Origin of the sequence: Sphingobium sp. ba1, from assembly GCF_000743655.1 — a bacterium.
Lineage (GTDB): Bacteria > Pseudomonadota > Alphaproteobacteria > Sphingomonadales > Sphingomonadaceae > Sphingobium.
Genome location: NZ_JPPQ01000069.1, coordinates 2539344 through 2561357, shown reverse-complemented (window position 1 = coordinate 2561357; position 22014 = coordinate 2539344). Strand labels below are relative to the sequence as shown.

Annotated in this window: 32 protein-coding genes; 16 read left to right on the top strand and 16 right to left on the bottom strand. The window is 55.4% G+C overall.

The genetic code is table 11. From position 1 onward, the window contains the following. Positions 1-596 precede the first annotated feature (596 nt). The gene (locus IL54_RS15615; RefSeq protein WP_237748906.1) at positions 597-770 is read left to right on the top strand and encodes a hypothetical protein; all 174 of its coding nucleotides are present in this window, start codon (positions 597-599) and stop codon (positions 768-770) included. 143 nt (positions 771-913) lie between these two features. Here IL54_RS15615 and IL54_RS15610 read toward each other — a convergent pair whose 3' ends face one another. The 5 genes from IL54_RS15610 to IL54_RS24280 all read right to left on the bottom strand — a co-directional run bounded on the left by IL54_RS15610 (position 914) and on the right by IL54_RS24280 (position 3738). Then, positions 914-1258, bottom strand: a complete 345-nt coding sequence (locus tag IL54_RS15610) for a hypothetical protein (RefSeq protein WP_141249589.1) — start codon at positions 1256-1258, stop codon at positions 914-916. Between the two features lie 108 nt (positions 1259-1366). After that, a complete protein-coding gene (locus IL54_RS15605; protein ID WP_037476786.1) occupies positions 1367-1594 on the bottom strand; it encodes a hypothetical protein in 228 nt (75 codons plus the stop codon). Positions 1595-1883: 289 nt separating this feature from the next. After that, positions 1884-2705 (bottom strand): hypothetical protein, encoded by an 822-nt coding sequence (locus tag IL54_RS24285; RefSeq protein ID WP_156106236.1) that lies wholly within the window; start codon positions 2703-2705, stop codon positions 1884-1886. Between the two features lie 272 nt (positions 2706-2977). Continuing rightward, positions 2978-3490, bottom strand: coding sequence for a hypothetical protein (locus IL54_RS15595; protein ID WP_156106235.1), 513 nt, complete (start codon positions 3488-3490; stop codon positions 2978-2980). Between the two features lie 86 nt (positions 3491-3576). Then, complete coding sequence (locus IL54_RS24280) at positions 3577-3738, bottom strand: helix-turn-helix domain-containing protein (RefSeq protein ID WP_141249592.1); 162 nt, start codon at positions 3736-3738, stop codon at positions 3577-3579. Positions 3739-3858: 120 nt separating this feature from the next. Here IL54_RS24280 and IL54_RS15590 point away from each other — a divergent pair, with 120 nt between their 5' ends. From IL54_RS15590 to IL54_RS15580, 4 genes are all read left to right on the top strand, one after another. Further along, a complete protein-coding gene (locus IL54_RS15590; protein ID WP_037476780.1) occupies positions 3859-4587 on the top strand; it encodes a hypothetical protein in 729 nt (242 codons plus the stop codon). 20 nt (positions 4588-4607) lie between these two features. Further along, positions 4608-4883: a hypothetical protein gene (locus IL54_RS24275; protein WP_156106234.1), complete on the top strand. Its 276-nt coding sequence runs from the start codon at positions 4608-4610 to the stop codon at positions 4881-4883. 864 nt (positions 4884-5747) lie between these two features. Beyond that, the gene (locus IL54_RS15585; RefSeq protein ID WP_037476778.1) at positions 5748-6050 is read left to right on the top strand and encodes a hypothetical protein; all 303 of its coding nucleotides are present in this window, start codon (positions 5748-5750) and stop codon (positions 6048-6050) included. Positions 6051-6087: 37 nt separating this feature from the next. Beyond that, positions 6088-6486: a VOC family protein gene (locus IL54_RS15580; RefSeq protein ID WP_037476776.1), complete on the top strand. Its 399-nt coding sequence runs from the start codon at positions 6088-6090 to the stop codon at positions 6484-6486. 175 nt (positions 6487-6661) lie between these two features. Here IL54_RS15580 and IL54_RS15575 read toward each other — a convergent pair whose 3' ends face one another. Then, a complete protein-coding gene (locus tag IL54_RS15575) occupies positions 6662-7102 on the bottom strand; it encodes a hypothetical protein (RefSeq protein ID WP_156106233.1) in 441 nt (146 codons plus the stop codon). A 172-nt stretch (positions 7103-7274) separates the two neighbouring features. Then, a complete protein-coding gene (locus IL54_RS15570) occupies positions 7275-7733 on the bottom strand; it encodes an ASCH domain-containing protein (RefSeq protein WP_037476772.1) in 459 nt (152 codons plus the stop codon). Between the two features lie 18 nt (positions 7734-7751). On the opposite strand from IL54_RS15570, the gene IL54_RS15565 reads away from it, so the two are divergent. Together IL54_RS15565 and IL54_RS15560 are read left to right on the top strand one after the other, a co-directional pair. Then, positions 7752-8048 carry a hypothetical protein gene (locus IL54_RS15565; protein ID WP_156106232.1) on the top strand — a complete coding sequence of 99 codons (297 nt, stop codon included), beginning with the start codon at positions 7752-7754 and terminating at the stop codon, positions 8046-8048. A 169-nt stretch (positions 8049-8217) separates the two neighbouring features. Further along, positions 8218-8502 carry a hypothetical protein gene (locus tag IL54_RS15560; protein WP_037476768.1) on the top strand — a complete coding sequence of 95 codons (285 nt, stop codon included), beginning with the start codon at positions 8218-8220 and terminating at the stop codon, positions 8500-8502. 95 nt (positions 8503-8597) lie between these two features. On the opposite strand, the gene IL54_RS15555 is transcribed toward IL54_RS15560, so the two are convergent. Continuing rightward, positions 8598-8831, bottom strand: coding sequence for a hypothetical protein (locus IL54_RS15555; protein WP_156106231.1), 234 nt, complete (start codon positions 8829-8831; stop codon positions 8598-8600). 246 nt (positions 8832-9077) lie between these two features. Here IL54_RS15555 and IL54_RS15550 point away from each other — a divergent pair, with 246 nt between their 5' ends. The 4 genes from IL54_RS15550 (at position 9078) to IL54_RS15535 (ending at position 12543) form a co-directional block, all read left to right on the top strand. Beyond that, entirely contained in the window at positions 9078-9983 is a 906-nt protein-coding gene (locus IL54_RS15550; RefSeq protein WP_037476764.1) for a hypothetical protein, read from the top strand. Between the two features lie 96 nt (positions 9984-10079). Then, on the top strand, positions 10080-11015 hold the full coding sequence (locus IL54_RS22350; protein WP_052027722.1) for a DNA N-6-adenine-methyltransferase: 936 nt from the start codon (positions 10080-10082) through the stop codon (positions 11013-11015). 265 nt (positions 11016-11280) lie between these two features. Then, positions 11281-11817, top strand: a complete 537-nt coding sequence (locus tag IL54_RS15540; protein WP_037476763.1) for a DUF2939 domain-containing protein — start codon at positions 11281-11283, stop codon at positions 11815-11817. A gap of 120 nt (positions 11818-11937) precedes the next feature. Continuing rightward, complete coding sequence (locus tag IL54_RS15535; protein WP_141249596.1) at positions 11938-12543, top strand: hypothetical protein; 606 nt, start codon at positions 11938-11940, stop codon at positions 12541-12543. Between the two features lie 46 nt (positions 12544-12589). Here the strand turns inward: IL54_RS15535 and IL54_RS15530 are convergent, their stop codons facing one another. The 7 genes from IL54_RS15530 to IL54_RS15500 all read right to left on the bottom strand — a co-directional run bounded on the left by IL54_RS15530 (position 12590) and on the right by IL54_RS15500 (position 17656). After that, a complete protein-coding gene (locus IL54_RS15530) occupies positions 12590-12937 on the bottom strand; it encodes a low molecular weight protein tyrosine phosphatase family protein (protein WP_037478873.1) in 348 nt (115 codons plus the stop codon). A 14-nt stretch (positions 12938-12951) separates the two neighbouring features. Then, complete coding sequence (locus IL54_RS15525; protein WP_037476758.1) at positions 12952-13944, bottom strand: DNA N-6-adenine-methyltransferase; 993 nt, start codon at positions 13942-13944, stop codon at positions 12952-12954. A 139-nt stretch (positions 13945-14083) separates the two neighbouring features. Beyond that, positions 14084-14290 (bottom strand): hypothetical protein, encoded by a 207-nt coding sequence (locus IL54_RS15520; protein ID WP_037476756.1) that lies wholly within the window; start codon positions 14288-14290, stop codon positions 14084-14086. Between the two features lie 13 nt (positions 14291-14303). Continuing rightward, positions 14304-15632: an MvaI/BcnI family restriction endonuclease gene (locus IL54_RS15515; protein ID WP_052027721.1), complete on the bottom strand. Its 1329-nt coding sequence runs from the start codon at positions 15630-15632 to the stop codon at positions 14304-14306. Further along, complete coding sequence (locus IL54_RS23130) at positions 15633-16082, bottom strand: very short patch repair endonuclease (RefSeq protein WP_272945513.1); 450 nt, start codon at positions 16080-16082, stop codon at positions 15633-15635. Positions 16083-16088: 6 nt separating this feature from the next. Then, entirely contained in the window at positions 16089-17309 is a 1221-nt protein-coding gene (gene dcm, locus IL54_RS15505; RefSeq protein ID WP_037476753.1) for a DNA (cytosine-5-)-methyltransferase, read from the bottom strand. Positions 17310-17455: 146 nt separating this feature from the next. Next, positions 17456-17656 (bottom strand): hypothetical protein, encoded by a 201-nt coding sequence (locus tag IL54_RS15500; protein WP_037476752.1) that lies wholly within the window; start codon positions 17654-17656, stop codon positions 17456-17458. Between the two features lie 152 nt (positions 17657-17808). Here IL54_RS15500 and IL54_RS22345 point away from each other — a divergent pair, with 152 nt between their 5' ends. The 5 genes from IL54_RS22345 to IL54_RS15475 all read left to right on the top strand — a co-directional run bounded on the left by IL54_RS22345 (position 17809) and on the right by IL54_RS15475 (position 21228). Further along, entirely contained in the window at positions 17809-18453 is a 645-nt protein-coding gene (locus tag IL54_RS22345; protein ID WP_052027720.1) for a DUF805 domain-containing protein, read from the top strand. Between the two features lie 63 nt (positions 18454-18516). Then, positions 18517-19095, top strand: a complete 579-nt coding sequence (locus IL54_RS22340) for a DUF805 domain-containing protein (RefSeq protein WP_052027719.1) — start codon at positions 18517-18519, stop codon at positions 19093-19095. Between the two features lie 67 nt (positions 19096-19162). Next, positions 19163-19537: a hypothetical protein gene (locus IL54_RS15485; RefSeq protein WP_156106230.1), complete on the top strand. Its 375-nt coding sequence runs from the start codon at positions 19163-19165 to the stop codon at positions 19535-19537. Positions 19538-19642: 105 nt separating this feature from the next. Then, positions 19643-20737, top strand: coding sequence for a hypothetical protein (locus tag IL54_RS15480; RefSeq protein WP_156106229.1), 1095 nt, complete (start codon positions 19643-19645; stop codon positions 20735-20737). A gap of 179 nt (positions 20738-20916) precedes the next feature. Beyond that, on the top strand, positions 20917-21228 hold the full coding sequence (locus tag IL54_RS15475; protein WP_037476746.1) for a hypothetical protein: 312 nt from the start codon (positions 20917-20919) through the stop codon (positions 21226-21228). Between the two features lie 98 nt (positions 21229-21326). On the opposite strand, the gene IL54_RS24270 is transcribed toward IL54_RS15475, so the two are convergent. Continuing rightward, positions 21327-21767 (bottom strand): hypothetical protein, encoded by a 441-nt coding sequence (locus IL54_RS24270; protein ID WP_156106228.1) that lies wholly within the window; start codon positions 21765-21767, stop codon positions 21327-21329. Between the last annotated feature and the right edge of the window lie 247 nt (positions 21768-22014).

Sequence of the window (22014 nt, the reverse complement as noted above, 5' to 3'; positions counted from 1 at the left end):
GACGGCAGATTCATGGTCGCCTGATCAGCCCACCAATTGCCGACCCCGTGAGCAATTACCAGAAAACCGCCGTTTTTTGCCAGATATGTAGGGTATGTATAGTATGTAGGGTAATTTGTAGTTCTGATGAACTTTTATAAAAACACACGCCGGGGGAACACCAGAACCCCTGCACGGCCTACATACCCTACATACCCTACACACGGGCGAAACATGGGGTGGACCGCACGATCACGGCGCAGTTCCCGCCAACATCATCCGCGCACACATCAACCGGACGGACATGGGATCGGGATGATCCGCGCGATCGCCCCTCTCAACGATACCGATGATCATCGCGTCCTCCAGATGCCGTCTCGATCGCCCGCCATGGTCGAGGGATCAGGATCACAGCATATGGTCCGTCACTTCATTGACGCCGCGATCCGCACAAAAACGAAATCGACGAGGATGATGGCCGGGCAACAATCGGATGGGATGAGAGGCGCGGATGGGGATGGGGATCACGATGCTGGTCATCCATTCCGGTGCTGGGCAAGCTGGGAGAACCCAACTACCCTACCGTTTTGCCAGCAGGATCATCCATGAACGGATACGTGAAGTTCGAAACCCCAGAGGGCGAACCCATCGTCATCAACATCGATCGCGTCAATGTCGTGCGCCGATTCCGGGGCGGTGATGAAGCCTGCGCGATTAACTTTGAGAAGGGGAATTTCGTGGTGGTGAAGGGGAGCTTGGATGTCGTGATGAAAGCGCTGGCGGAAGGGTGATCGGCAGGACTGGTGTTATCGGCTGATTGCGGGAGGTCAGGTTTCCGGCGACCAGATGAGGGGAAGGCGGATGGGCCATTTGCGATCGGGACCGGCGAACAGGCTGGATAGCTGCTGGTCGGCCGTCGACCAATGGCGGACATTCAGACGTTGATCACACGATAGTTCGGGTGGCTATCAAATCGAGAGGCGAAGGCGTCGAAATCCAGATCGCTCGTCCGAAGCACAGTAAGATTCTGCAAAGCATTGTGGATCGTCGCATAGACATAGTGCTCAGCCGAACCGATAACGTCGTCTAAAACCCCTTCAAAGCTGGCCTCGCTGACCCACTCCTCAACCCGGTCATGCGCTTCATTGAGCTCGCGCATGTTGCAGCCGCCGTTGATATGAAAGGACTTCGATCCCGGCCGTATCTCGACCGGCCATTGTGCCACCACCAAGTCAAACGCTTGGCGGAGAACATAGTCTGGAACATCTAAAACAGGCACGCTTCTCTCCCCGGTCGTTTAAGATAGCACATCCCGGAGTGTCCGGTATCCACCCTTGATCGCCGTTCGCGGCGTGGTTTACGCTAGGCCTACGCGATTGAACCATGACTACGGCCCTTGGAAAATCGTCACTATGCCGATCGCGGCCATAAGAAATGAGAATAGCATTCCTATCGAAGCAAAAATCGTTGTCGCACCGTAAGCTACAGGCGTTTCGCCCTTTGAATATATAACGCCTTTGACGTTCAACTCGCCCTTGGTCACAAGCAGGCAAAGCCTCGTCGCCATAAGGCATCCGACAATTGCGAAAAAAACCGTAAAGAGAATGTCGCTCATCGGGGGACTGCTACCATGAAAATGCTCAACTGGTTAGCAGCCAATTGACGGCTTCTGATTGTGTCTGCTTCTTCCTCTGATCGAACGAGAGCTGACCGTCCCCATTCCACTCATCGCGGGCGGTATCGATCCCCGGATCGCTATGCCCTACCGGTAAACAGCCCGTTCGTTTTCCGGTAGAAAAGCGGACCGGGCACGAGCAACCATTTAGATACAGTCTTCCTGTCGCTGGAAGCCCGTGACACCATAGGATCGATATCGAGGTGTTTGGTAGGTGCATCACGGAAGTTCAGGTGATGATTCGATAGGGCTTTGACTGGTCGCCGCCGTTGATCGAACAACAACGGACCCAAACACTTTTGCCGGTGGCTTTATAGGTACGCCAATGGCCGCGACGATTATGCGGAACGCGCGACGCTCCGGGGTCACCATTCCCGTGCCCAATGCGGGTGATTGCTTCCCGGTTGACTTTGATCGTAATCGTGGCGGGGATCGGCCGCAGACCAGCTCTGGCGCGTCCCATGTTGACACTTTGGAGCATGGGATTGCTTGGCTGAATTTCATGGGCCGTCGACTGATGATTGAGCAACATGGTCGCGATGATCAGCATATTCCAATCGCGGCGTGCTTCTTTCGTGACGTCGAACCTCCATTCCGGCGGCAGCTTATCGACATCGGGACGGAAACATACGCTAGGCGTTGTGTGGCGATCAATGATAAGAAAATAGGGATCACGCAGCCATTTAAACGCACCGTTTCGAGACGCCTGCTGGTAAACACCTACAGTAATTTGCATATCGGATTTTTTGAGGTGTAGTATGCTTACAGCAGGATAACCATCCTCGTAATCATCATCAAAATAATACAAACACTCAGAAAATGGAATTTTGAGGGGTTTGCCAGAATTATGGTGTTCAATCCATGCGCTATACATGGCATTATGCAGCTTTTCATTACCCAAGTTAGGGAGAAAAATTTTGCCGAAATCGAAGGCCGCGATGTCCCAATCCCGACCGCAGCTGATTTCTCGAAACTGATTTACGCCGACTAACTCTTGAATTTGTCCTTTGCGGGACGCTTCAGCGAAGCTGGCAACAACATTGCTGGTCATATATCCTCCGGGCAAATCTTGTCTGTCATCGGAAGCAGTTCGCTTCCGATCGGAATTGGTTGACGCTGTGAACGGGCGGGGAGGCCACGATCTTCCCCGGTTTTGATCAATGCTCCCGGATCGGGCAGCAAAGCGCTGGCAGGGTCCATGCAGTCTCAACTGCGGGGACGGATGTTTAATTAACAGTGTTGGAGAAGGCCGGGACCCAATCATCGTCCCTGATGGGCTTATTCGAGTCCCTGTTCCCCCGCCCGCGCTCTACATTGGCCGGTCTAGAACGCAGTGGTCTGCCTGCCCTTCAATTCCTTGAACAAATGCGTGATAAAACTCACAACAGTCGGGGAAAGAGGCTCCAAGCCCTGCTCCTGCCCAAGGCCCGCGATTAGTTGCACCGTTCCGACAACTTCCGCATCAGATACCAGAAGGATTCGCCCTCGGATCATTCGAATGATGTCGATATAGTCGATCAGTTCATGGACCGCTGCGGTAGACCCTTTGAACCGATTGAGGAAGTCAACGGTAACAATGTTGTTAGTCCACGCCCATGCGAGAGCAGTGATCAAGTCGCTATCGGCGTCATAGTAATTTTCAATGATGCCATTCATGGCTCGGATAAAGAAATCGTCCGATGACGCAGTGACTGACCAATCGTCGCTATCAACAGCCGTGCGAACGATATCGACACCACCAACGATTTCACGGTCATCCGTGAGGGGCCTACCTTCGCTGTAGTCGAGCAGCGCATGCCCGATCACCGTAGCGATTTCATTATTAACATCTTGCATTATAATCTCCATATTTTAGGCAATGAGATAGCATTTTCAGAACCATATTCTGAATCGCTATAATATTAATTTATGTTGGGAGGGTTCTAGCCGATTAAGGCATCAATCGCCGCAGCATCAAAGTAAAGCGGCGTAGATTTTATGTTATTGATAGGCTCTGGTATTTTACCACTGCGCCTAAGCCTTTCAAACGTTCGAAGGCTTACATTCAGACGTTCGGCCGCCTGCTTTCTGGTTAGTTTCTCCATCCATATTCTGTCCTTGCGTTGTTGCGCCGCCTTTATCCGCCATGTTCCGCCGCTGATCCAGCTCAGAATGAGCAACTTTTTACACTTGTTGAATTTCCGTTGTTTAAATATGGATCGACCATGGATCAGGAAGAAATCTACAAGGGTTGGCTGCACAAAAGTCGAGTGACGCGCGGCGCGCGCGCGCGTGCCCATGCGTTGAAAGCCATCGATATACTGATCCGGCAGCAAAATAGCGGCAGGTTCGATAAGGAGGCCCAAGTTACACTGACTCTTCTGACCAATATCCTGAAGGAGGAGGGCATACGGTCGCCAACTGGCGGTGCACTAACGCCCACAATGGTTGCCCGCATGTTCATTCATCTGGACCGGACGTGGCAGGGTTTTGTGGTCAAGATTGCTGAATCAAAAGCAAAGAATGAAATCGAAATATACGAATCGTTCAATTATGTGGTATCCAAACATTCTGATCAGCGTAGAAAAAATAATCAAATTCGGATAGACAGGTCTTTGGAAAAGCGTCGGAAAGATGCTTTGGATTATGACTATGCTTTGTCAGATGGGAATGGAAATAGACTAAAGGTCAAAGAGTATTATCGTCGAGTGCGCCGCAACGATAAAACCAAAGCGTATTATATACCGGCTAAAAATGTTGAGGCAAACTTGCGTGCCCGTATTAAAACGGTGGAAGCCCAGAATCTAGGTCGTGATATGACCGATGCGGAAGTTGCGGCTTCGATAGAAAGATGGAAGCGTTCAGCATTGGAAGCACAATATGCAGCTCTGAAAGCAGAGGTTGAGTTGGTGAAAGCCAAGGTCGCTGCGAAGCGTACGAAGGCAACTAAGTAATCAGGCAAAACGTCAACGATATGTGGCCGACAATCCCGGATCATTCGCCTCATCACTTCATCGCCCCTTGGGCAGCGGCAATTTCCCGCCAGCCCGCTGACGCCGCGTCCGGACAGATTCCTCTCGCGCTTGATCCATTGCTCAGCCTCAATCTCATCCACCGTCAGAATCTTCCGTTTCGGCCACGGCGTGTTGTCTTGGACATGATCGCTGATCCCCACACCGTTAACTCCAGTTGGTTCGAGCCCGACATCGCAAAAACCGAGTATCGCGAAGGCAAGGACTACCTTGATTGACAAAATGGATGAGCCGAAATTGCACCGTCGTATTCGTGCGGTCTACCGATCGAGCATATGTCCCGAAGTCGAGTTTGGAACCGTCAATTCGCTGATCAGGATTTACGTGACCAGAATGTGCTGGAAGTGAGCCCGTTCCTCTTGCGTTCGCACCGAGTGAGGCCGCGTGAGAAATTTTTAAAAATATGGAATTGCGTCAATCAACTAGGCTAAATAATCACGACCACGATGGCCACGGCAATCGGGGGTGATACCGCAGGGCAGCCGTAAGGCACAGTAAGTCTGGCCCGGACAAAAGCAGGTCGCGAAGATTGCCCCGCCTCTCCATGGATGCGGACACGGCGCAGAACGCGGATGCAATCCGGCTGGCGGGGGCTTGGGACGTCGCGTGGTGCGATCTAAAGAAAGCCACGGAATGAGGAGAGCTATGTCTGCTCCACGCTGACAACTCTCCATCCAGCACTTGTAGAGTTAACGTGCGCTTGTGCTGGACGCTCGATCGAAAGATCGTAACCGCCTTACACGACCTCCGGCGTTCCCGGAATGGTCAAGGATAGGCGCAGCAATGTCGGGTCACGGAAGGCCACCGACGAAGGCGTAATAGCCTCAAGCTGCGGCAAACAGTGATCCGGATACCCCCTTGGATGTCCCATACTACTATCCCCCTCATCATGAGAAGATAACACCCTGTCGATGGGTGCCGGACGATTGCGTCCTCTTCACATGGTGGGGGGGATAGAGTTGTGTCCGTGTTCCCTTTGGATGCCATTTATGGGATGTAAAATGTATCTCAACCGATTATCTGAAAATTGCAGAGCGAGAAGACGGACCACGAAGCGAAGCGCAATGGTTCGACGGTGAGCGATGCCGAAGGCAGGCGCAGCCGGTCTTCGTTCCAGTCATGATGTCGATGAGCAAACCCGTCCCTTTACCAACACGCGGCAAGCCGTTCAGATGCGTGATGAATTCATATGCAGCGCGGTGATTGCCATCGTCGCCATCGATTCATCAGCGGTACCGGGCACAGCACAGGCAAGGCAAGGCAAGCGCCGATCGATGTTGCCTGCATCCTGCACGAAAGACAGGCGATCGGGTTTCGCTTCGACCTTGGCAGTGGAAATGGTGCATGACCGGGCGTTCGATCCTGCTATGGCCGAGCGCGGGTAGTGTTCAATTATGGCGTGGCCCAAGTAGGAGAAGATGCATGCTTTTTCACACGATGGTGGGGTCGAACGACATCGACCGGGCGAAGCGCTTCTACGACACGGTGCTTGGAACCCTTGGAGTTGGGGAGGCGACGATCAACGTCGCCGACAGTGGACACACCCGCCTGATCTACAATAGCGGTAACGGCACCAATTTCATTGTTTCTCAGCCGATCAACGACGAACCGGCAACTGTCGCCAATGGCAGCACCATTGCTTTTTCATGCAACTCGCCAGAGCAGGTGAAACAGTTTCATGATATCGCCGTTGCCAATGGCGGTACGTCGATCGAGGCAGCGCCCGGTCCTCGTGAAACAGCGTCTATGGGCACGATCGTTCTCGCCTATTTCCGCGATCCAGATGGAAACAAGCTATGCGGCATTCATTTCCCCAAATGACCCTGCTCTTTATCGCCTAGCCCAAGTCAGCTGCCCACCGACGCTATGGTGGAGCAGCTGGTCACTTTCTGTTTCCCGCCCCAAGCTGAATATGCCGGTCACCGGAAGGGTGCATCGATTTGGCGGGCGATAACGCCTTCGATGGGTGGGAGGCGGACAGACAGCTTTGGCACCATTAGTCGGGATAGCTGACATGGGGTTCGCGAGCGGACACCCACCATGTTTTTCCCGTAATGGCACCACCGAAAGCGCCGAGAAGAGCCGTCCAATAGCCAGCGGGGGCCGCAATCAGCAGCAATATCACAATGGGCAATGCAAAACCTACGGCTGCTCCGACTGAGATATAGGCAAATTCACTCTCCCGTCTTCGCCGTTTCAACAACGTGGTAAGGGGAAGGCCGACGATGACGCTTGCCCCGAAAACCAGAGGTATCGAGATGACCAACGGCAGGATCGCTAGCCATACCGAAAGAAAAAGGCTGCCACCACCCTTCAAGCCTTCTGGAAGTGAATTGATGGCGAGCGCGAACGTGAAGACGAGCACAGGCGCAGCACCTGCAACCGCACCAAACAGAACGGACTTAACAAACGACCACATTAGCAGAAGGAACCACAAGACGACGTCGGTTGCAATGTCTGCTTCCGAGCGAAGATTTTACGGTTCACAGCGGCCACAAGTGGTCGGTTTTATCCGGTCCGCTCTTTCGCCGGAAGCCGGCCGGGCGGCCGTCGCTACGATCGAGGCTGGATCGGCCTGCTGAAGGAAGATCGTGGGTGTGAAGCGGACATTATGCGTTCATGACCACCTCGAACCTCTCGCAGACGATTTCTAGGTCAGCGTTCACCTTGTGGCGGGAACCGGCCAGCACGTTCTCATAGTAGCTTTGGTGGGCCGTTCGCCACCATTCAAGCGTCAGGTCGCCTTCGCCTTCGGCGCGAGCGAACTCCTCGTCAATCTCGCCAAACCTCCTTATCTCGACGGACACCGTTTGAATGACAGCGACGGCATGCCCCGCCCAGTCTGTCACGATCGAGTAGTCGCCCACCCTTGGAACCGGATCACCAGCCAGTTCGAGTTCTGCGACAGACGGTGCGGTCGCGCGCTTCTGCCCTCTCACAACAAGGGCGGCACAGAGGTCAGCGTCTTCCTGATTATCGCAGAAGTGGAAGCTGATCGGCGTTTCAGCGCGGGCCTTGGGATTGCTTGCCCGATATCGATCCCACAATTGGACAACGGTTGAAGTCATGACAGCACGTTAATTAACTTGGACGATGACCACAATCGGGGACGATACGACAGCCATGGGTCGCTATATGCCCAGCCTTCAATCGGCATGATGCCTTTGTCGATAGCTCTCAAGTCAATGGATTCGGCTCTCAAACCCTTTGCGCTGCCGACTGTTGGCGGCGATACCGATCCGCATGCGGCATCTAGCGATTTCGCGATCGAGTTCTGCCAAGCTCAGCCCCGCCAAGCCATCTTCATGATCTATTATGCCGCTACGCTTTCCCACAAGCAGCAGATTATCCCTAACGATGGATGGCGGCAACTGGGGGCGTAAATAGGATGGTAGGAACGGCCCTAACTGGTCGCTTCCACCAAGTCTGCTTTCCTTTCGGAGACCGGTCAGGCGGTAATTGAGATGATCGATCACGACCGCTCCCGGCGACGGTGATCGGAAGGGGGATCGCTCACGTGGTAAAATTCTCCAAGATTGGCTACTATGAACTATGGCAGCTACCGATGGCTCCACCTCCGAGGAACAACTCGTCGATATGCTGCTTGCTCGAAATGGCAGAAGGACGCGCATCACGACGGTGAACGACGAGCCGATGAAGGTGATGCGGGTAGAAATTACTGATCTGCCTTCCGCCTACGAATGGGACCACTACGCCGAAATAGGAGGCATAGGTCTCAGCGCCGATGGAGGGAAATATTCCTTCTACTCCACCGAAATTGGTAGGGTCGAGGATGTCGCAAGCGGCGCGATCATCTATGCTCGAAGGCGTTCTTGACCCGGTCGTGTCATAAGAACAGACCGAGGCGAACGTTCGCTCATGGACGTTGGATGATGGGCGGGTTTCTTACCATCCGCACACGGCGCAGCCCGTCACACCAGCAATAGCGCCCGATCAGACACCATCGCCGCCGCGCGCGTTATCATATGCCGGTGCCAGAACAGCGCCGCCTGACCATTCCGCACGCAAATCTGTCGGCGCGTGACCATGCACTGCATGGTCATTTCGAGATCGTCAGCCTCTATATCGAAGAGGGCCGATAGCGTGACCGGTCCAGCACCAAGCTTTTGAAAAATATAATATTCTGTGGTCATCGCGGTGGGCAATGCCGGAGGAGCAGTGAGAGTTCCGGACTGTCCGCGTTAACCCTGCTCGATGCGACGAACGGCAGAAACGAAGCGGCCCCGCCAAGATGACGGGGCCGAAGGTATAGACGGGAGGGGGTGAGTGCCCCGTCTGGAATCTTAAACCGATCGAGAAGAAGATCGGTTCCCAGATCGGATCACGGTATTCCATCGTCGGCGACGCCAGCGATTGTAACGAAGTGAGGCGATGTCGAAGCGGAAAATGGCATGCCTGAACTTGTCATGTTCATCAGTTCGTTTAGTGCGCGTTTGATGTCGAGTTCATTTAGTCACCAGCGCTTGTATCGCCCCGGAATCGTTGCCAGCAAAAATCAGCGGATCGCCAACGCCCATGACCGCTCAAGACCGCTGTTGGAGGTGATCCAGACCATGCCGGGCGCGACAGTCCCGGAGATGGTCCGCGCGCTCAATGTTGCTGGACACCGTGCTGCGCGCGGCGGTCCCATAACGCACAACGCGGTGACTAGGGCGCTGGGCCGGATCGGGCAGGTGCCGCTGGTAGCGCCACGATCGAGCCGAACGACGAAGTCGCGGAAGAACATTCGCGCCCGTGCCAAGCGCTATGAAGTGTTCCGCACCCCAGCATATTGCTACGAGCTTCTCTTTGATCGCCATCCCGAATGGTTCACGGGGCGTGGTTTTGACCCTGCTGCCGGAGATGGCCGGATGATCCGCGAGATCATACGGCGCGGGAATCCCGGTCCACACGTCGTCAATGACATCCGAGAGGAGGAAAGGCCCGCGTTGATCGGTTGTGGTGAGGTGACGATCGGCGATTATCTCTCCATGGTCGACCCACCGGCGTGCGACTACATGATCACGAATCCGCCCTTCACCAAGGCGGTGGAGTTCGTCCAGAAGGCGCGGACGCATGTTTCTGGGCCAATCTGCATCCTCCAATCGACGAGGTGGCAGTCCACTCAAAAGCGGAGTGAGTGGTTGCGGACCGCCGGGCTGGCGCAGGTGCTCAATCTGCCCCGGCGGCCGCAATGGGAGGTCGACTCCGGGGAACAGGTAAGGAACAACGTGATGGATTTTGCATGGTATGTGTTTTTGCCCGGTTATTGCAGACGGCCGGAAATGGACTGGCTCATTGAGTCCGATCCGATCTGACCACAGCGCTGGGGGTAAGCTGTTTCGGGAGTGGAGCGCCGGAAATTTCCGACCTCGATATTGATCTGATCGACGATCTGCATAATCGCCTCCCGAATGATCATCGACGAAATTCGAAAAGCACGAGAATCGAAAGGTTTATCGAGGCGTGCGCTGGCCGAAATGCTTGATGTCGACCCGCAGGCGATCGTCCGACTGGAGGCTGGTACCGGATCGATCGACCTGTTGATCCGGGTCATGGATGCCGTGGATTTCCATTTTGCAGGGCTCGCGCCGGGACGATCACTGCCCGATCAGCTGCGCAATCGGCGCATCAAAATGGAGCTGTCAGTAGCGGAACTGAGCCGACGTGCCGGAATGAGCCGCAACACGATTTCGGGTCTTGAGGTCGGAAAGGGAACGATCAGGGCGCTGGAAAGCCTTTTGGCGATTATCGGCAAGCAGGCGCGGCGTCGCGCACCGGAGAGGCAGCACTGGGCCGCTGATCGAAAGGGTGACCGCGACAGTCGCTTTACGCCCTTGGAGTTCCTCGAACCAATATATGAAGTGTTTGGGATTCCCGATCTCGATCCGTGCGGGCACGATCTCGCGCCCGTTCGTGCAGGCCAGAAATACATGCTGAGCGAAGGTTGGGACGGATTGGCGGAGCCTTGGGCGGCGGGAGTGGTGTGGTGCAATCCGCCCTTCTCCGCGCAACTTCAATGGCTGCGCAAAGCGGATCATGAAGTCACCGTCGGAAATGCCAAAACTGTCATATGTCTGGTGCCTGCCAGAACGGACTCGGCCTTCTTCCACGATCGGTTGGTCCACATTGCCGACATCGGACTGCTGCGAGGACGGATCAAATTTCTGTCCCCTGATGGTCGTGCCGAACAGACTCCTTTCGCTTTGATGCTGGTCATCTTTGGCGCAACCGCCCGGCAACTGGATCATCTCCGGACCTTGATCCCAGCGTATTGGCTGCCGCGCTCACCATCTGTAGCGCACGGCAACCCTGAGCCTGAACATGCTCTTGAGCAGATAAATTTATAGTCAGATATTGAGCAGGTGTTCGGGACTATCATGCCCTTGCCGGAACCGAGAGAGGGATGCCCAGTCCTGATCATTGCCCCAATGGTGCTCGACGAACACCGCCACACTCCCATACTGTCCGTCTCACGAGACCCTTCCGCATCATCAGGCTATTGGTTAGCGCGTGGAACTTTCCGGGCGCTGCCGGAAATATGACCCAACACCGTCGAGCGCGCATGCTAGGACCAATCCATGCTATAGCCGGGCGTCTTGGGGGGAAATTGCAATGAGAAAATGGATCGCCATCGGGGCAGCGCTGGTCCTGCTGCTAGGCGGGGTGTATTTGGGTTCGCCCTACTATGCGATCCACTCCCTTCGCGCGGCCGCCAGAGACGCTGATACGGACAAGCTGGAAGCCAGCGTCGATTTCCCGGCGGTTCGGGAGAGCCTGAAATCCCAGATGTCTGCGGCGATGATGACCAAGATGCAGAATGATCCCGAGATGCGGGACAATCCTTTCGCCGGGCTGGGCGCGATGATGATCCCGACCATCATTGACCGAATGATCGACAGTTTCGTGACACCTGACGGCATCGCGGCGATGATGCGCGGGCAGAAGCCGACCGACGCGGTAAAGGCGGACGAGAACCCCGATGTCGAAAGCAGCAGCGCCTATGTGGGCCTCGACCGCTTCCGGGTGCGCCTTCACAACAAGGCAAGCGATGAGGAAGGGCCTTCATTCCTGTTGGAACGTCGGGGGTTCGCGACATGGAAGTTGATCAGAGTGGAGATGCCTGCTGATCTGTTTGAGGATAAGAATTAGCCATAGAGGGCCACTTGCGCTGCTAATGGCCGTCGGCGGAGGCACGGCGGTAATGCGCATTGTAAATGTTCATCAACCTCGACTAAGGCCGCGCGGAATTCGTGATAAAGGAAATGCAATTTGACCGACGATGATCAGGTACTGGAACTCCAGACTGAAACTGACCTCCCTGATCTCATCGCTCGGACAGCCGGAACGCTGAGGGGCTTGGCTGATCAACTGGAACAGGGCACCCTCGTCGATCCTGTTGAATGGGTCATTCCAATGTCCGACATCGGCACCGAACGCATGCACGACCATTGCGATGCGATAGCCACTCGCCTCGGCAAGAAGCATCTGGCCGTCTATGCCATTTGCTTCGACGATGAAGTGCCGCTGGACCGTGTCTATGCCGTTGTCGATGGCAACAAGGCCCGTAACAAGACGCTTCCGGTTCACGAGCGTCGGGCGTTTGCTCGCGTCAACAAGCGCAAGGGATGTCTTGGCAGCCGGTGCCTGTATGTCGGGAAATCCGAAAAGGCCGCTGAACGCCTGCGTCAGCACCTCATTGAGGCACATCCGGCCACGTTCGCGGTTCACCTCAACCAGTGGCCTAGCGACATCCCCGGCAATCTCATCGTGAAGGTCATCGGAGTAGCCGGTGTTCAGAGCATCTTGCTGCCGTTCATTGAGGATCAGATGGCGAGCGAGATGCCGCCCATCCTTGGAAAACGGGGTTCAGTCTGATCGACTGGGAACCGGCGGTTTTCGCACTACATGTTTTCGCGCAAGCTCAAGCCGATGGTGGCTGCAATGGGAGGAAGCGCGCCATCCGGACTTCAAGCAATCGGATAAGTTCCGGGTCCATGAACTCGTAGTCATCGGGGATGTCGAGACAGATGATCCGTTTCCCGCCGATTGCCGCTCGAAACCGTTTTTGGAGCTTCGTCCTGTGCGTTTTCTCCATGACAAATATGGTGTCTGCCCACTGCAACATCTCATAATCTAGGGGCGTTTCCGCGTCGTTATTGGTGCCCGCTGACAGGGTCTCTATGCCGGGATGACTGGCAAATATCTGCTCGGCCGTCGGGCTCCGGAGACGGTTTTGGCTGCACACAAACAGGTAGTTTTTGACTGTCATCGTCGTGTCTTCAATCAATCTGCATCGAGCGTAGTCAGTTCAGCCTCGTTCATTTCGGCCGGGCGTGGCACGATGATATCGGCGACCGAGCTAGAAGCCGATCCCATTGTCGGCTTGTCCCGTGCCAGCCACCTACAGGGATAGATAGCGTCAAAGGCGGCTATTTCCTCCGCTGTCGCTCCCCACAAGCACACCATCAGGGCAAATGTCGCTCGCGACCTGTCGTCCTTCTTGCCGATTGGCTGGCCAAATTGTAGGCGGCCGCGCATCAACCCTACATCGCAAACCTGTGCGATCCGGTCGTGGAAATATCCAATGTCAGTCCGTGCCGGGACCAGTGCGATGATCTTCTGAACCCGCATTTCTATCCACATTTGATCCGCACGCTTCAGCCATGTCACCATTTCTGAAAATGGGGGATTCAAATAGACAACATCGCCCGACCAATCGTCCCGCAGGCCATCCCCACCTTCTTCCAATGAGATGCGCCGCCGGGCATTAACGGGGCTGTCTGGATGACCGCAAGGATCGAGATCGATCATGCCCCAAACCTGCTCGATCGCTCGAAGGAATTCGATGGGTGTGAACCGACGATTTCGATCCGCCGCTACCGAAGGCAGCCACAAGCTGGGCGTCGGCTTGCGCCGCGCGGTCGTTGAAGTGCAAAGGATGTCGAGCACCTTGACCAGAGGCGCGATCGTGCCGTTACCGCGCTCCAATGCCGAAATGGTGGCGCGGGAGACGCCAGCGCGCTGCGCCAGCTCCTGAGTGCTCAACTTCATCGACAAGCGTCGATTGCGCAATTGTTCTGGCAACATCGTGCCTTTGGCCAACCCGGCGACGTGATACTGGAGGGCCTCCATAATCTGGAGCAGGAGCGATAATGGTCCCACGCCAGCTTCGAGGCGTGCGATGGCGGCGCGATCGCTGCCTATGGCTTCGGCGAGGGCCTTCTGGGTTAACCCCTTTTCCCGACGGGCGAGGACGATATCTTGGATCAGATTCACGGTCAGCTTTGTCTGTCATTTTGAGCAGTCGGAAATCGCCGCTAGGGCAACAGGTCGCCTGCGTCGACCAGAGTCTTCACTTCGAAGGTTGAGACGATGAACTGGTATCCATAGGGTGTGAGGAGAAACACGGTTTGCGTTACGGCTGCCCCACGACCTCATGCCGCTCCACGAAAGCCGCCACGCTTCCGTACTCCTCTTTCACGCGCGTCTGAACCTTGCGCATCATGTCGGAGCCGCGTTCAGGCCAGCCATGTTTCTCAAACATCTCGAGGAAGCTGCCATATTTCTCTGACGCGACGCGCGAGATTGCCTTGGCGTCGCCGCCGGGTTCGAACTTAACCATGTTGCTCTCCGTTTTATCCCAGCACGAAAGACGCTGTTTCTGACCTCTGATAGAGGCGGGTCAGTTCCGCATGGCCGACACGAAACTGGCTGCGCCGCTTAATCGCTGGTGCCGCAGACGACGCATTTTCCATTTTTACCGCCGGATCATAATATATCAAACCGGCGGCGAACGCTTTCAGGAACAGCAGAAAATCGGTCTGTTCGCAAAGTAAGATGCGCGGACCGAAGCTATATTCTGGCGGTGGCGTCTGGAACAGCGACGGCACATAGGCGGCCTGCGCATGCTTACGGTTCCAGTGGGCCATCAGGCCTTTGAAGGTCCACGAGGCAGCGATGACATCCTGATCATCGACAAGCGTCATACCGCCATCAAGGTCAACGATCTTCCCGCTCGCGCTGTCATAACCGTCCATTGTCATGCGCAAGCCAGTGAGGTGGTTTGCTTGACGCTGACAATCATAACGACCGCCAAAATTGAGACGATCTGGTTTCCCTGCCTGATCGGGATATCCAAATCTCCTGAGGAATTCTGCGACCCCGTCGGTCCGATATGTTCCTCCGGTGGGTTCAGGGGTCATGAGCGTGACAGGAGATTTTGGTCGATAGGTTAGGAAATCGCCCACACCATATTGCTTCACTTCCCAACCCATAAAGTCGGGTTCTGCGTAGCCGTTGGGAGTTATGCCCAGTTCCGCTTCCAGCGTATATCCGCCGCCATTTCTGGCCGCATAGGGGGTCTTTGCCCCATCGGCAGCTAACTTCTGGGACATTATCCATTGAAGCTCGTATATCCGGCGTAACTCATTGAGTAGGATCGTTTTGGTGCTTTCCTGCTGCGCGAGCGTCAGCGGAAGTTCGAAGAAAACCCCTATCGTGGGCCATTCTCGCGCATTCAGTTCGATAGCCACGGGATGATGCGCGTCTGCGGCATAACCCATCACCTCGCCTTGAGGAGTGACCCCCAATATCAGCACGCGGCCTTCATCTCGCACCCGCATGACCCCTGATGGAGCGCCACGGCATCCGAGCAAAAACCCGGACATACGGACTTCAGGATATTTGGGATAGAGGATCAGTCCGGTGTTCGGCGCATGATGTCTACCGTCATCGTCGATCCAGTAGAAATCGACCGCTGCCTTTGCCCGATCCCGGACTGCTCCTGCGATTTCGGCTCCATCGGTGTAGATGTTCCCGTGAGGGATTATGTTCAGGGCCGAAAAGTCGCCACCCAGATAAACCTGATTCTTGGAATTGTCGTTGGGAGCCAATTTCTTTGCGTAGATGCGGGATGCGCCGTTGTGACGCATCAGGTCCAGCAACTGCCCAAGTGATCCGACCAATTATCCGCCCCTGATGGTGATAGCCTTCTCGTCAGACTGTATCCATGCGATAAGACGTTGCATAGCCGTCGGAAATTCTATTCTTGCTTTGCCTTTCAGAGCGCACTCCCAGATGATCGCGACACGCCAACCGGCCGCCTCAAGGCCAGCAATAGCCCGCTCATCATTCGCGACATTACGGACGATTTTGGCGCGCCAGAATTCCTCGCGTGTGGCGGGCCATTTGAACAGGTGGCAATCATGCTGATGCCAGAAGCAGCCATTTACGAAGATCACCGCCCGGAAACGCGGAAACACCAGATCGGGTTTGCCGGGCAGGTCCTTTACATGCAGCCGATATCGAAGCCCGGCTGCATGTAACGCCTTTCTAATCTGTAATTCCGGTTTGGTATGGCTGGCTTTGACGGCGGCCATGTTCCGGCTTCGCGTCGCGGCATCGTGGACGTCCACAGAGCCTCAGGCGGCTTTGCGCTGTTCGCTTGCTTCCACAAGCGTCTGGATGTGAGGCTGCATAATCCGGGCCACAGCCTCAAAGACAGGCACGGCCACAGAATTGCCGAATTGCTTATACGCCTGCGTATCGGACACCGGAATCTTGAAGTCATCCCCATAACCCATCAGCCGGGCACATTCACGGGGAGTCAGCCTGCGGGGATTCTTCCCTTTGCCCTGACTGACAAGGATTTCCGAGCCATCTTTGTAATAGCGCGCTGACAACGTACGAGTGACATCGTCTGGCGTTACCAGTCCAAAGCCGAAGCCGTTACCGGCAGCCTTGTGCTTATCCGCATAGCCCTGAAGATATTGCCAGAGCTTATCCGTGAGAGTGTATTTGTCGTTCACACTGGCATTGGTTCCAAGTGTGAAGGCAGCCTCTGGCTTTTCCGAAGCATCTTCCGGATGCAAGATGGCCTTCAACCTGACACTGCCTTTTGTAGGCAGCTTCAGATCGTCCCATGTGAATGGGACGTCGTCCCTGAAACCTACGATGACAATTCGCTCACGATGCTGCGGCAAGAAATGCTGAGCGTCGATCACTTTGTGCCAGACCTTGTAACCCAGCTCTTCCCTCAAGGTTTTGAGGATCACTTGAAAGGTGCGTCCCTTATCGTGGCTGGTGAGATTTTTGACATTTTCGAGCAGGAACGCTGACGGGCGTTTTGCCTTCAGGATTCTTGCTACGTCGAAGAAGAGAGTGCCCTGCGTTTCGTCGGCAAAGCCGTGGGAACGACCAAGAGAGTTCTTCTTGGACACACCAGCGATGGAAAAAGGCTGGCAGGGGAATCCCGCGAGCAGAACATCATGATCGGGAATTTCGTCCGCGCCGATCGTTGTGATGTCACCATGAGGCGGATGGTTATCGCGGAAATTGGCGGCGTAGGTCTGCTGTGAAAACTTGTTCCATTCAGACGTGAAGACGCAGTGTCCGCCGATCGCGTCAAACCCCTTACGGATGCCTCCGATACCAGCGAACAGGTCGATGAAGTTGAAGCGACTCGTGGCTGGCTCTGGAGCGACCGATGCCGTCGATCTTAAAAGGCGAACAGCCGCTTCGCGAGGCTTTCCAACTCCAGCATCCCAACGCTGGACCTGACGGGCGCTATACCCGGTCATGAGTGCGACATCGTCGATCGAAAGACCAGCACGGATGCGAAGAGCGGCGAATTCGTTAAGCATGCAACCTCTGGGTCAATTTCCGACACCGTGTCTATTTCTGGCCCAGAATGCAAGCGTAACAAGCAAAATATTCACTTTATGTTCTTTTGGTGCAAAGCTCGGTTCTGATCAAACATATATCGCAGTAGACGTGACGAGCCTCTGTATCACTCCGCCCGACGCGCCTTCTTTTCCCGGCGTTCCAGAGCTTCCTCCAGCAGTAACCGCACGAAATCCCCCTGCCGCATCTCGCCGCGAAGGGCGTCAAGGCGCGCCTTGGTGCCCGCTCGGGCACGGAAGTGAAAAGCCTCGTCAAAAATCTTGGGTTTGGTCACGTGCGCACGAATAGCGGTATCGCTTTCTCTCATCTAGTCCCCAGCACACCAATATTCCAAAAAACTTATGCGATAACGGATAAGTTAAACGATACCGCTTGTGAATGGCTGACGCGGATAAATGATACCGGTTATAGAATTTATCCGGTATCGGTTTTGGCGCTGGGCAGTGTTGGGGGGAAGTCATGGAAGGTTTGCGGCCGCTATTTCGCTATTTCGAGGCGTCTGGGCGGTCGGGGCGCGCGGAATATTGGAAATTCTTTGTCTACGTGTTCATCGCCGAGATGCTCGCAGGGTTTCTGGAAATGGGCGCGGACATGGAGGTGCCGGTTCTTACAAGCGCTGTCTGGGTCGTCACGACGATCCCTCAGTTCACTGCGACGGTCCGGCGGCTCCATGACACGGATCGGAGCGGCTGGGTCATCGCATGGCCCGCTATCGCGATCGCGACTGCTTGCATCATCATTGGCGTCGCCCAACAGGCCATCGAATATGGTGAACCCACTTCCCCGGCCGTCGCTTTGTTCGCCCTTGGGCTCCTCGTCGGCGGTGCTGGCTATCTGCTGTATCTCATGATCAAGGCGGGTGACGAGCATGAAAATCGGTTCGGTGAACCGGACAATTTCGTGCCCAGCAGCCTCGCGGCGTTGAGAGGGAAGCGTCCAGAGCAAGAGGTTGTCGAAACAGGTCCTCCGCATCCGACCGGCGGCGGCGCGCACATGGCAGACGCCTTGGCTCAAATCGAAAGACTGGGCGACCTCCGCGACAAAGGCCTGCTCTCGGACGAGGAATTTGCCTCGCAAAACAGCGCCGTCCTCGCTCGCATCTGACGCACCGGCAGTCCCTGAGGGGGCACATCAAGCAATCGATTTTCCGCCAGAGGGGGAAGAAACATGGAAGAATCGCGCTCGTTCGCTTGGTATTTCGACTTCAAGGGGAGGTTGGGCCGCGCCGAATATTGGAAGTTCATGGCGGTTGTGTGGGGAGGCGGAATTGCCGTTCTATTGGTTGGCGCAGGCGTAGGAATCCCGGCTGATCCTCTGGCTTTTCTGATCTTCTGCGCCACCGTAATTCCGCAGGCCTCCGCTACCAACCGACGCCTTCATGATATTGGGGAAAGCGGTTGGCTACTTGTCGGTTATATCGGGCTTGGTGTCGTAGCCGCAGCCATTGCGGCAAACTACACCGGTTCATTGGCGCACATCCAAAAGCTTGCCTTTGCTCCTATCGCGTGGGGTGCATATTTCGTCTTCCTGCTGCTCAAGCGCACCCAAGAGGGCGAGAACGAATATGGGTGGCCATCCGGCGAGATGATCCCATCGGAGGTCGAGGCAACTGCCGTCGCCACTCCCGGAACTCCTCTTTCCGGCGCGCACCTCGATCAGATCGAGCGGCTCGCAGACTTGCGCTCGAAGGGCCTGCTCACGGATGAAGAGTTCACCGCGCAGAAGGCCAAACTCCTTGGTGCCTAAAATTTCGTGGCATGCCGTCGCGCCCATTCTTATGTCGCTCGGTCTCGCCGGGTGCGATGGAGTTGGGATGCCATCGTGTGATTCCATCGAAGAAGATGTCATCCAGCTTGAGGAAAAGGCGCTCATCAAGATCATCAAAGCACGAGAGGTTTCGCGTTCACCACGGGAGGTCGTCTGCCGAGGCGTAGCGGTGTATCGGAACGGTAATGAGATCAGAATGCGTTACCGCGCCTACATTGACGAGGATCGCGATCTGATGATCGCCTACGATACGGATGAAGCGCAACAGGAGGCAATCGACCGCGTAGAGGCAGAAGCCGAAGCGGCAGGCCGCAAAGCCGCACAAGAATTCGAGCGCGAGATGGATCAGTCTATGCGCGAGGCGATCGGCTCTGACCGCTGGGAGGCTGCTAAGCGCGACGCCGACGGTTACGATTTCTGACCGTCGAGCCGTGCGACTGCCTCCGCCGGGCCGACCCAAGAGTAGAGATCGATAAACGCCTCGATCTCCTTGTCGGTGTCGCCCATAGCGCGGCGCTTCTTAACGATGATCGGGACCATCTTGTCCCGCAGTCGGTCGAAGAAATTTGATGATTTGTCATGCATAATGAAGTATTTAGTAAATTTCCATGATCCCACGCAGGAGGCCCGCAATGACAATCTGATCAATGGAGATATTGTCATGGGCTCGATCGAACCCCTTTCCGGGTGGCTACTCGACCGCGTTGTCATGCTCGACGAAGCCAAACCCGGCTTCGCGGGCTTCATGTTGCGCGCCAGCGCCGAGCGCCGTCAGGTTGTCGCAGCATTCCTTTCGGTCGTGGACACGTCCGACGACATGGTAGAGGAAGCCGCGCATTTCCTGATGGGCTGTCGGCACCAATCGATCCTGCATATGGCCTATGAATATGTCCCCGATGGTTTTCGGGGGGCACTGGCACGTTGTGGGGCCAACGTTCAAGATCGGCATTTTTACACCCGTTTGTGGGCTCTTCTGACGCGCGGTCCGCAGCATGTCGCCACGGCCATTCGCCATACGGCGAAGCTCAATGCAGAGCGACTCGCAATCATCACCGGCCTCCCGGCCGATCTGTCCGACCACCGCATCAGCGCCAAAATCAAAGACAAGGCGCAGGCCGACGACATTGTCCTTGCTGTCGATCTGCTCGTGCGCCGGGGACTTGATCGGGCGGCCATCGTCGAGGCCCTGCGCCAGTCGACGAAGCTTGCAGATACGATCCGGCGCTGGGGCTATCGGATGCCTTTTCCACGCGGACCTATTGCGGCCATGGCAAATTATCGTCCGGTGACAACGGGGGTAGAATTGGCAGCGTTGAGTAAGCGGTATCGCAATTGCAGTCGCCGCTACTTCGACACCCTCATGGCTGGCGAGCATGCATTTGGAGAGTTCACACGGGGCGACAGCTCGGTTGTGCTGAGTTTTGACCGGTCGCAAGGCTTCTGGCTGATTGCAGGGGTTTATGCACATAGCAATGGCGCGGTTCCTGCGAACGTTTCAGTGGCGGCCTATCAATTTGCCGCTGCGCACGGGGTGCTGGATCGAAAGGTGCGCGATCGGAGCGACAAATCGCTGGAAGCGCTTCGTCGACTCTCGGGCCGCCATTTCGATTGGGATGTCTGATGACTTTGGCGACGCGCGGCAGCATTTCTACGGTCAGCTATGTCGGGGCCGCGCGGTAACAGAAGGCTCGCATCATCATAATCGAAACGACAAAAGAGCCGCCCGCGATTCAGCTAAGCTTGCTAGACGACCGCATTTGGCGGCAGGCGATAAATTGATTTCGAGGATAGGACGACAAGATGGAACTGGACCCCCGCGATACGACCGTGACGATCAAAGAGCAGGCCATGGTCAAGGCCATCCTGCGCCCGCTCATGGAGGCAATTGCGGCGTCGAACAGCGAAGGATTGATCGGCACCCGCGATCTCACCAAGCTACTGGCCTTCGCAACGGCCGCGATCGTCGACAGCGATGAGGAAGTGGTGACGCGGCGCGACATCCGGCAGGCTGGGGAATATTTCGGGAAGCTGGTCGGCCATCACGCCAAGGCATTGCGGGCGAAAAGCGCTGAGACCGGGTCGGGCTTCATGGCTGATTTTGATCACAAGTAGGTGATGCGAGCTTAGATCGAACGATATCGGACTACTCAGCGTTAACCATCCTACGTTGTCGAATGCCTACTTCAATAACTTTCTATTATTAAAAATCGTCAATAGCTGCCTATCGTGCACGAGCATTCATCGGCTGAATATATACAAATAGATTGCTTTGTGACCTTGTTTCCTAATTCCCCTTCAGCTCGGATACGAAACGCATAGAACTCCACATCAGGTTTAGCATCCAATATGCTATTCATTTGATTTAACATGTTTAGGCGTTTTTGCGTAACCTCCTTTTTATCTTCCAAAATCTGAATTTGGTTGAATGTCGGCATCGCTTTTTCATCGGTGGTGAGGGGTGAAGGTTCGGGCAAAGCGTAATCTACGGCCTGTGCCGGTGTCATACGTTTTACATCATAGAATTCTGCAGTTTCTGGGTTTAGCAGCTGAGATACCGCGCTACTTCGACAAAGTGCCTCCTTTTTATCTCCGCATCCTACCAGCCCTGCAGCCAGCGCCGTGAGGCACAGCACTGTTATACGCGATTGCACGGCAGGTCTCCTTTCCCCCAACCATCGGCTCCACTCAGTTTTGTCGATATCACCGATATCTGCGTTGCAGCTTTCCCACGGAAACTGCGATTCGACAATGAAAACCAGCTCTTACAAAGCCATCTGTTTGCTACCAGCTTATCTCGGTCGCACAGTGCAGATCAGGCTTCCATCTACTACGGGCCGTAGTAACCGAAATGGGATGGCATTCAGGCACGAAACACGTCTGCGAAAGGACCAGCAGAAG

Bases quoted from the DNA above. Each gene is read 5' to 3' on its own strand.
- IL54_RS24275 (WP_156106234.1), top strand. From the start codon at position 4,608: ATGTGGCCGACAATCCCGGATCATTCGCCTCATCACTTCATCGCCCCT.
- IL54_RS15605 (WP_037476786.1), bottom strand. From the start codon at position 1,594: ATGAGCGACATTCTCTTTACGGTTTTTTTCGCAATTGTCGGATGCCTT.
- IL54_RS15475 (WP_037476746.1), top strand. From the start codon at position 20,917: ATGGAACTGGACCCCCGCGATACGACCGTGACGATCAAAGAGCAGGCC.
- IL54_RS22350 (WP_052027722.1), top strand. From the start codon at position 10,080: ATGATCATCGACGAAATTCGAAAAGCACGAGAATCGAAAGGTTTATCG.
- IL54_RS15560 (WP_037476768.1), top strand. From the start codon at position 8,218: ATGGCAGCTACCGATGGCTCCACCTCCGAGGAACAACTCGTCGATATG.
- dcm (WP_037476753.1), bottom strand. From the start codon at position 17,309: ATGCTTAACGAATTCGCCGCTCTTCGCATCCGTGCTGGTCTTTCGATC.
- IL54_RS15580 (WP_037476776.1), top strand. From the start codon at position 6,088: ATGCTTTTTCACACGATGGTGGGGTCGAACGACATCGACCGGGCGAAG.
- IL54_RS15485 (WP_156106230.1), top strand. From the start codon at position 19,163: ATGCCATCGTGTGATTCCATCGAAGAAGATGTCATCCAGCTTGAGGAA.
- IL54_RS15520 (WP_037476756.1), bottom strand. From the start codon at position 14,290: ATGGTTAAGTTCGAACCCGGCGGCGACGCCAAGGCAATCTCGCGCGTC.
- IL54_RS15530 (WP_037478873.1), bottom strand. From the start codon at position 12,937: ATGACAGTCAAAAACTACCTGTTTGTGTGCAGCCAAAACCGTCTCCGG.
- IL54_RS22345 (WP_052027720.1), top strand. From the start codon at position 17,809: ATGGAAGGTTTGCGGCCGCTATTTCGCTATTTCGAGGCGTCTGGGCGG.
- IL54_RS15550 (WP_037476764.1), top strand. From the start codon at position 9,078: ATGCCTGAACTTGTCATGTTCATCAGTTCGTTTAGTGCGCGTTTGATG.
- IL54_RS15480 (WP_156106229.1), top strand. From the start codon at position 19,643: ATGATCGGGACCATCTTGTCCCGCAGTCGGTCGAAGAAATTTGATGAT.
- IL54_RS15500 (WP_037476752.1), bottom strand. From the start codon at position 17,656: ATGAGAGAAAGCGATACCGCTATTCGTGCGCACGTGACCAAACCCAAG.
- IL54_RS15595 (WP_156106235.1), bottom strand. From the start codon at position 3,490: ATGCAAGATGTTAATAATGAAATCGCTACGGTGATCGGGCATGCGCTG.
- IL54_RS15590 (WP_037476780.1), top strand. From the start codon at position 3,859: ATGGATCAGGAAGAAATCTACAAGGGTTGGCTGCACAAAAGTCGAGTG.
- IL54_RS24285 (WP_156106236.1), bottom strand. From the start codon at position 2,705: ATGACCAGCAATGTTGTTGCCAGCTTCGCTGAAGCGTCCCGCAAAGGA.
- IL54_RS24280 (WP_141249592.1), bottom strand. From the start codon at position 3,738: ATGGAGAAACTAACCAGAAAGCAGGCGGCCGAACGTCTGAATGTAAGC.
- IL54_RS22340 (WP_052027719.1), top strand. From the start codon at position 18,517: ATGGAAGAATCGCGCTCGTTCGCTTGGTATTTCGACTTCAAGGGGAGG.
- IL54_RS15570 (WP_037476772.1), bottom strand. From the start codon at position 7,733: ATGACTTCAACCGTTGTCCAATTGTGGGATCGATATCGGGCAAGCAAT.
- IL54_RS15585 (WP_037476778.1), top strand. From the start codon at position 5,748: ATGCCGAAGGCAGGCGCAGCCGGTCTTCGTTCCAGTCATGATGTCGAT.
- IL54_RS15540 (WP_037476763.1), top strand. From the start codon at position 11,281: ATGAGAAAATGGATCGCCATCGGGGCAGCGCTGGTCCTGCTGCTAGGC.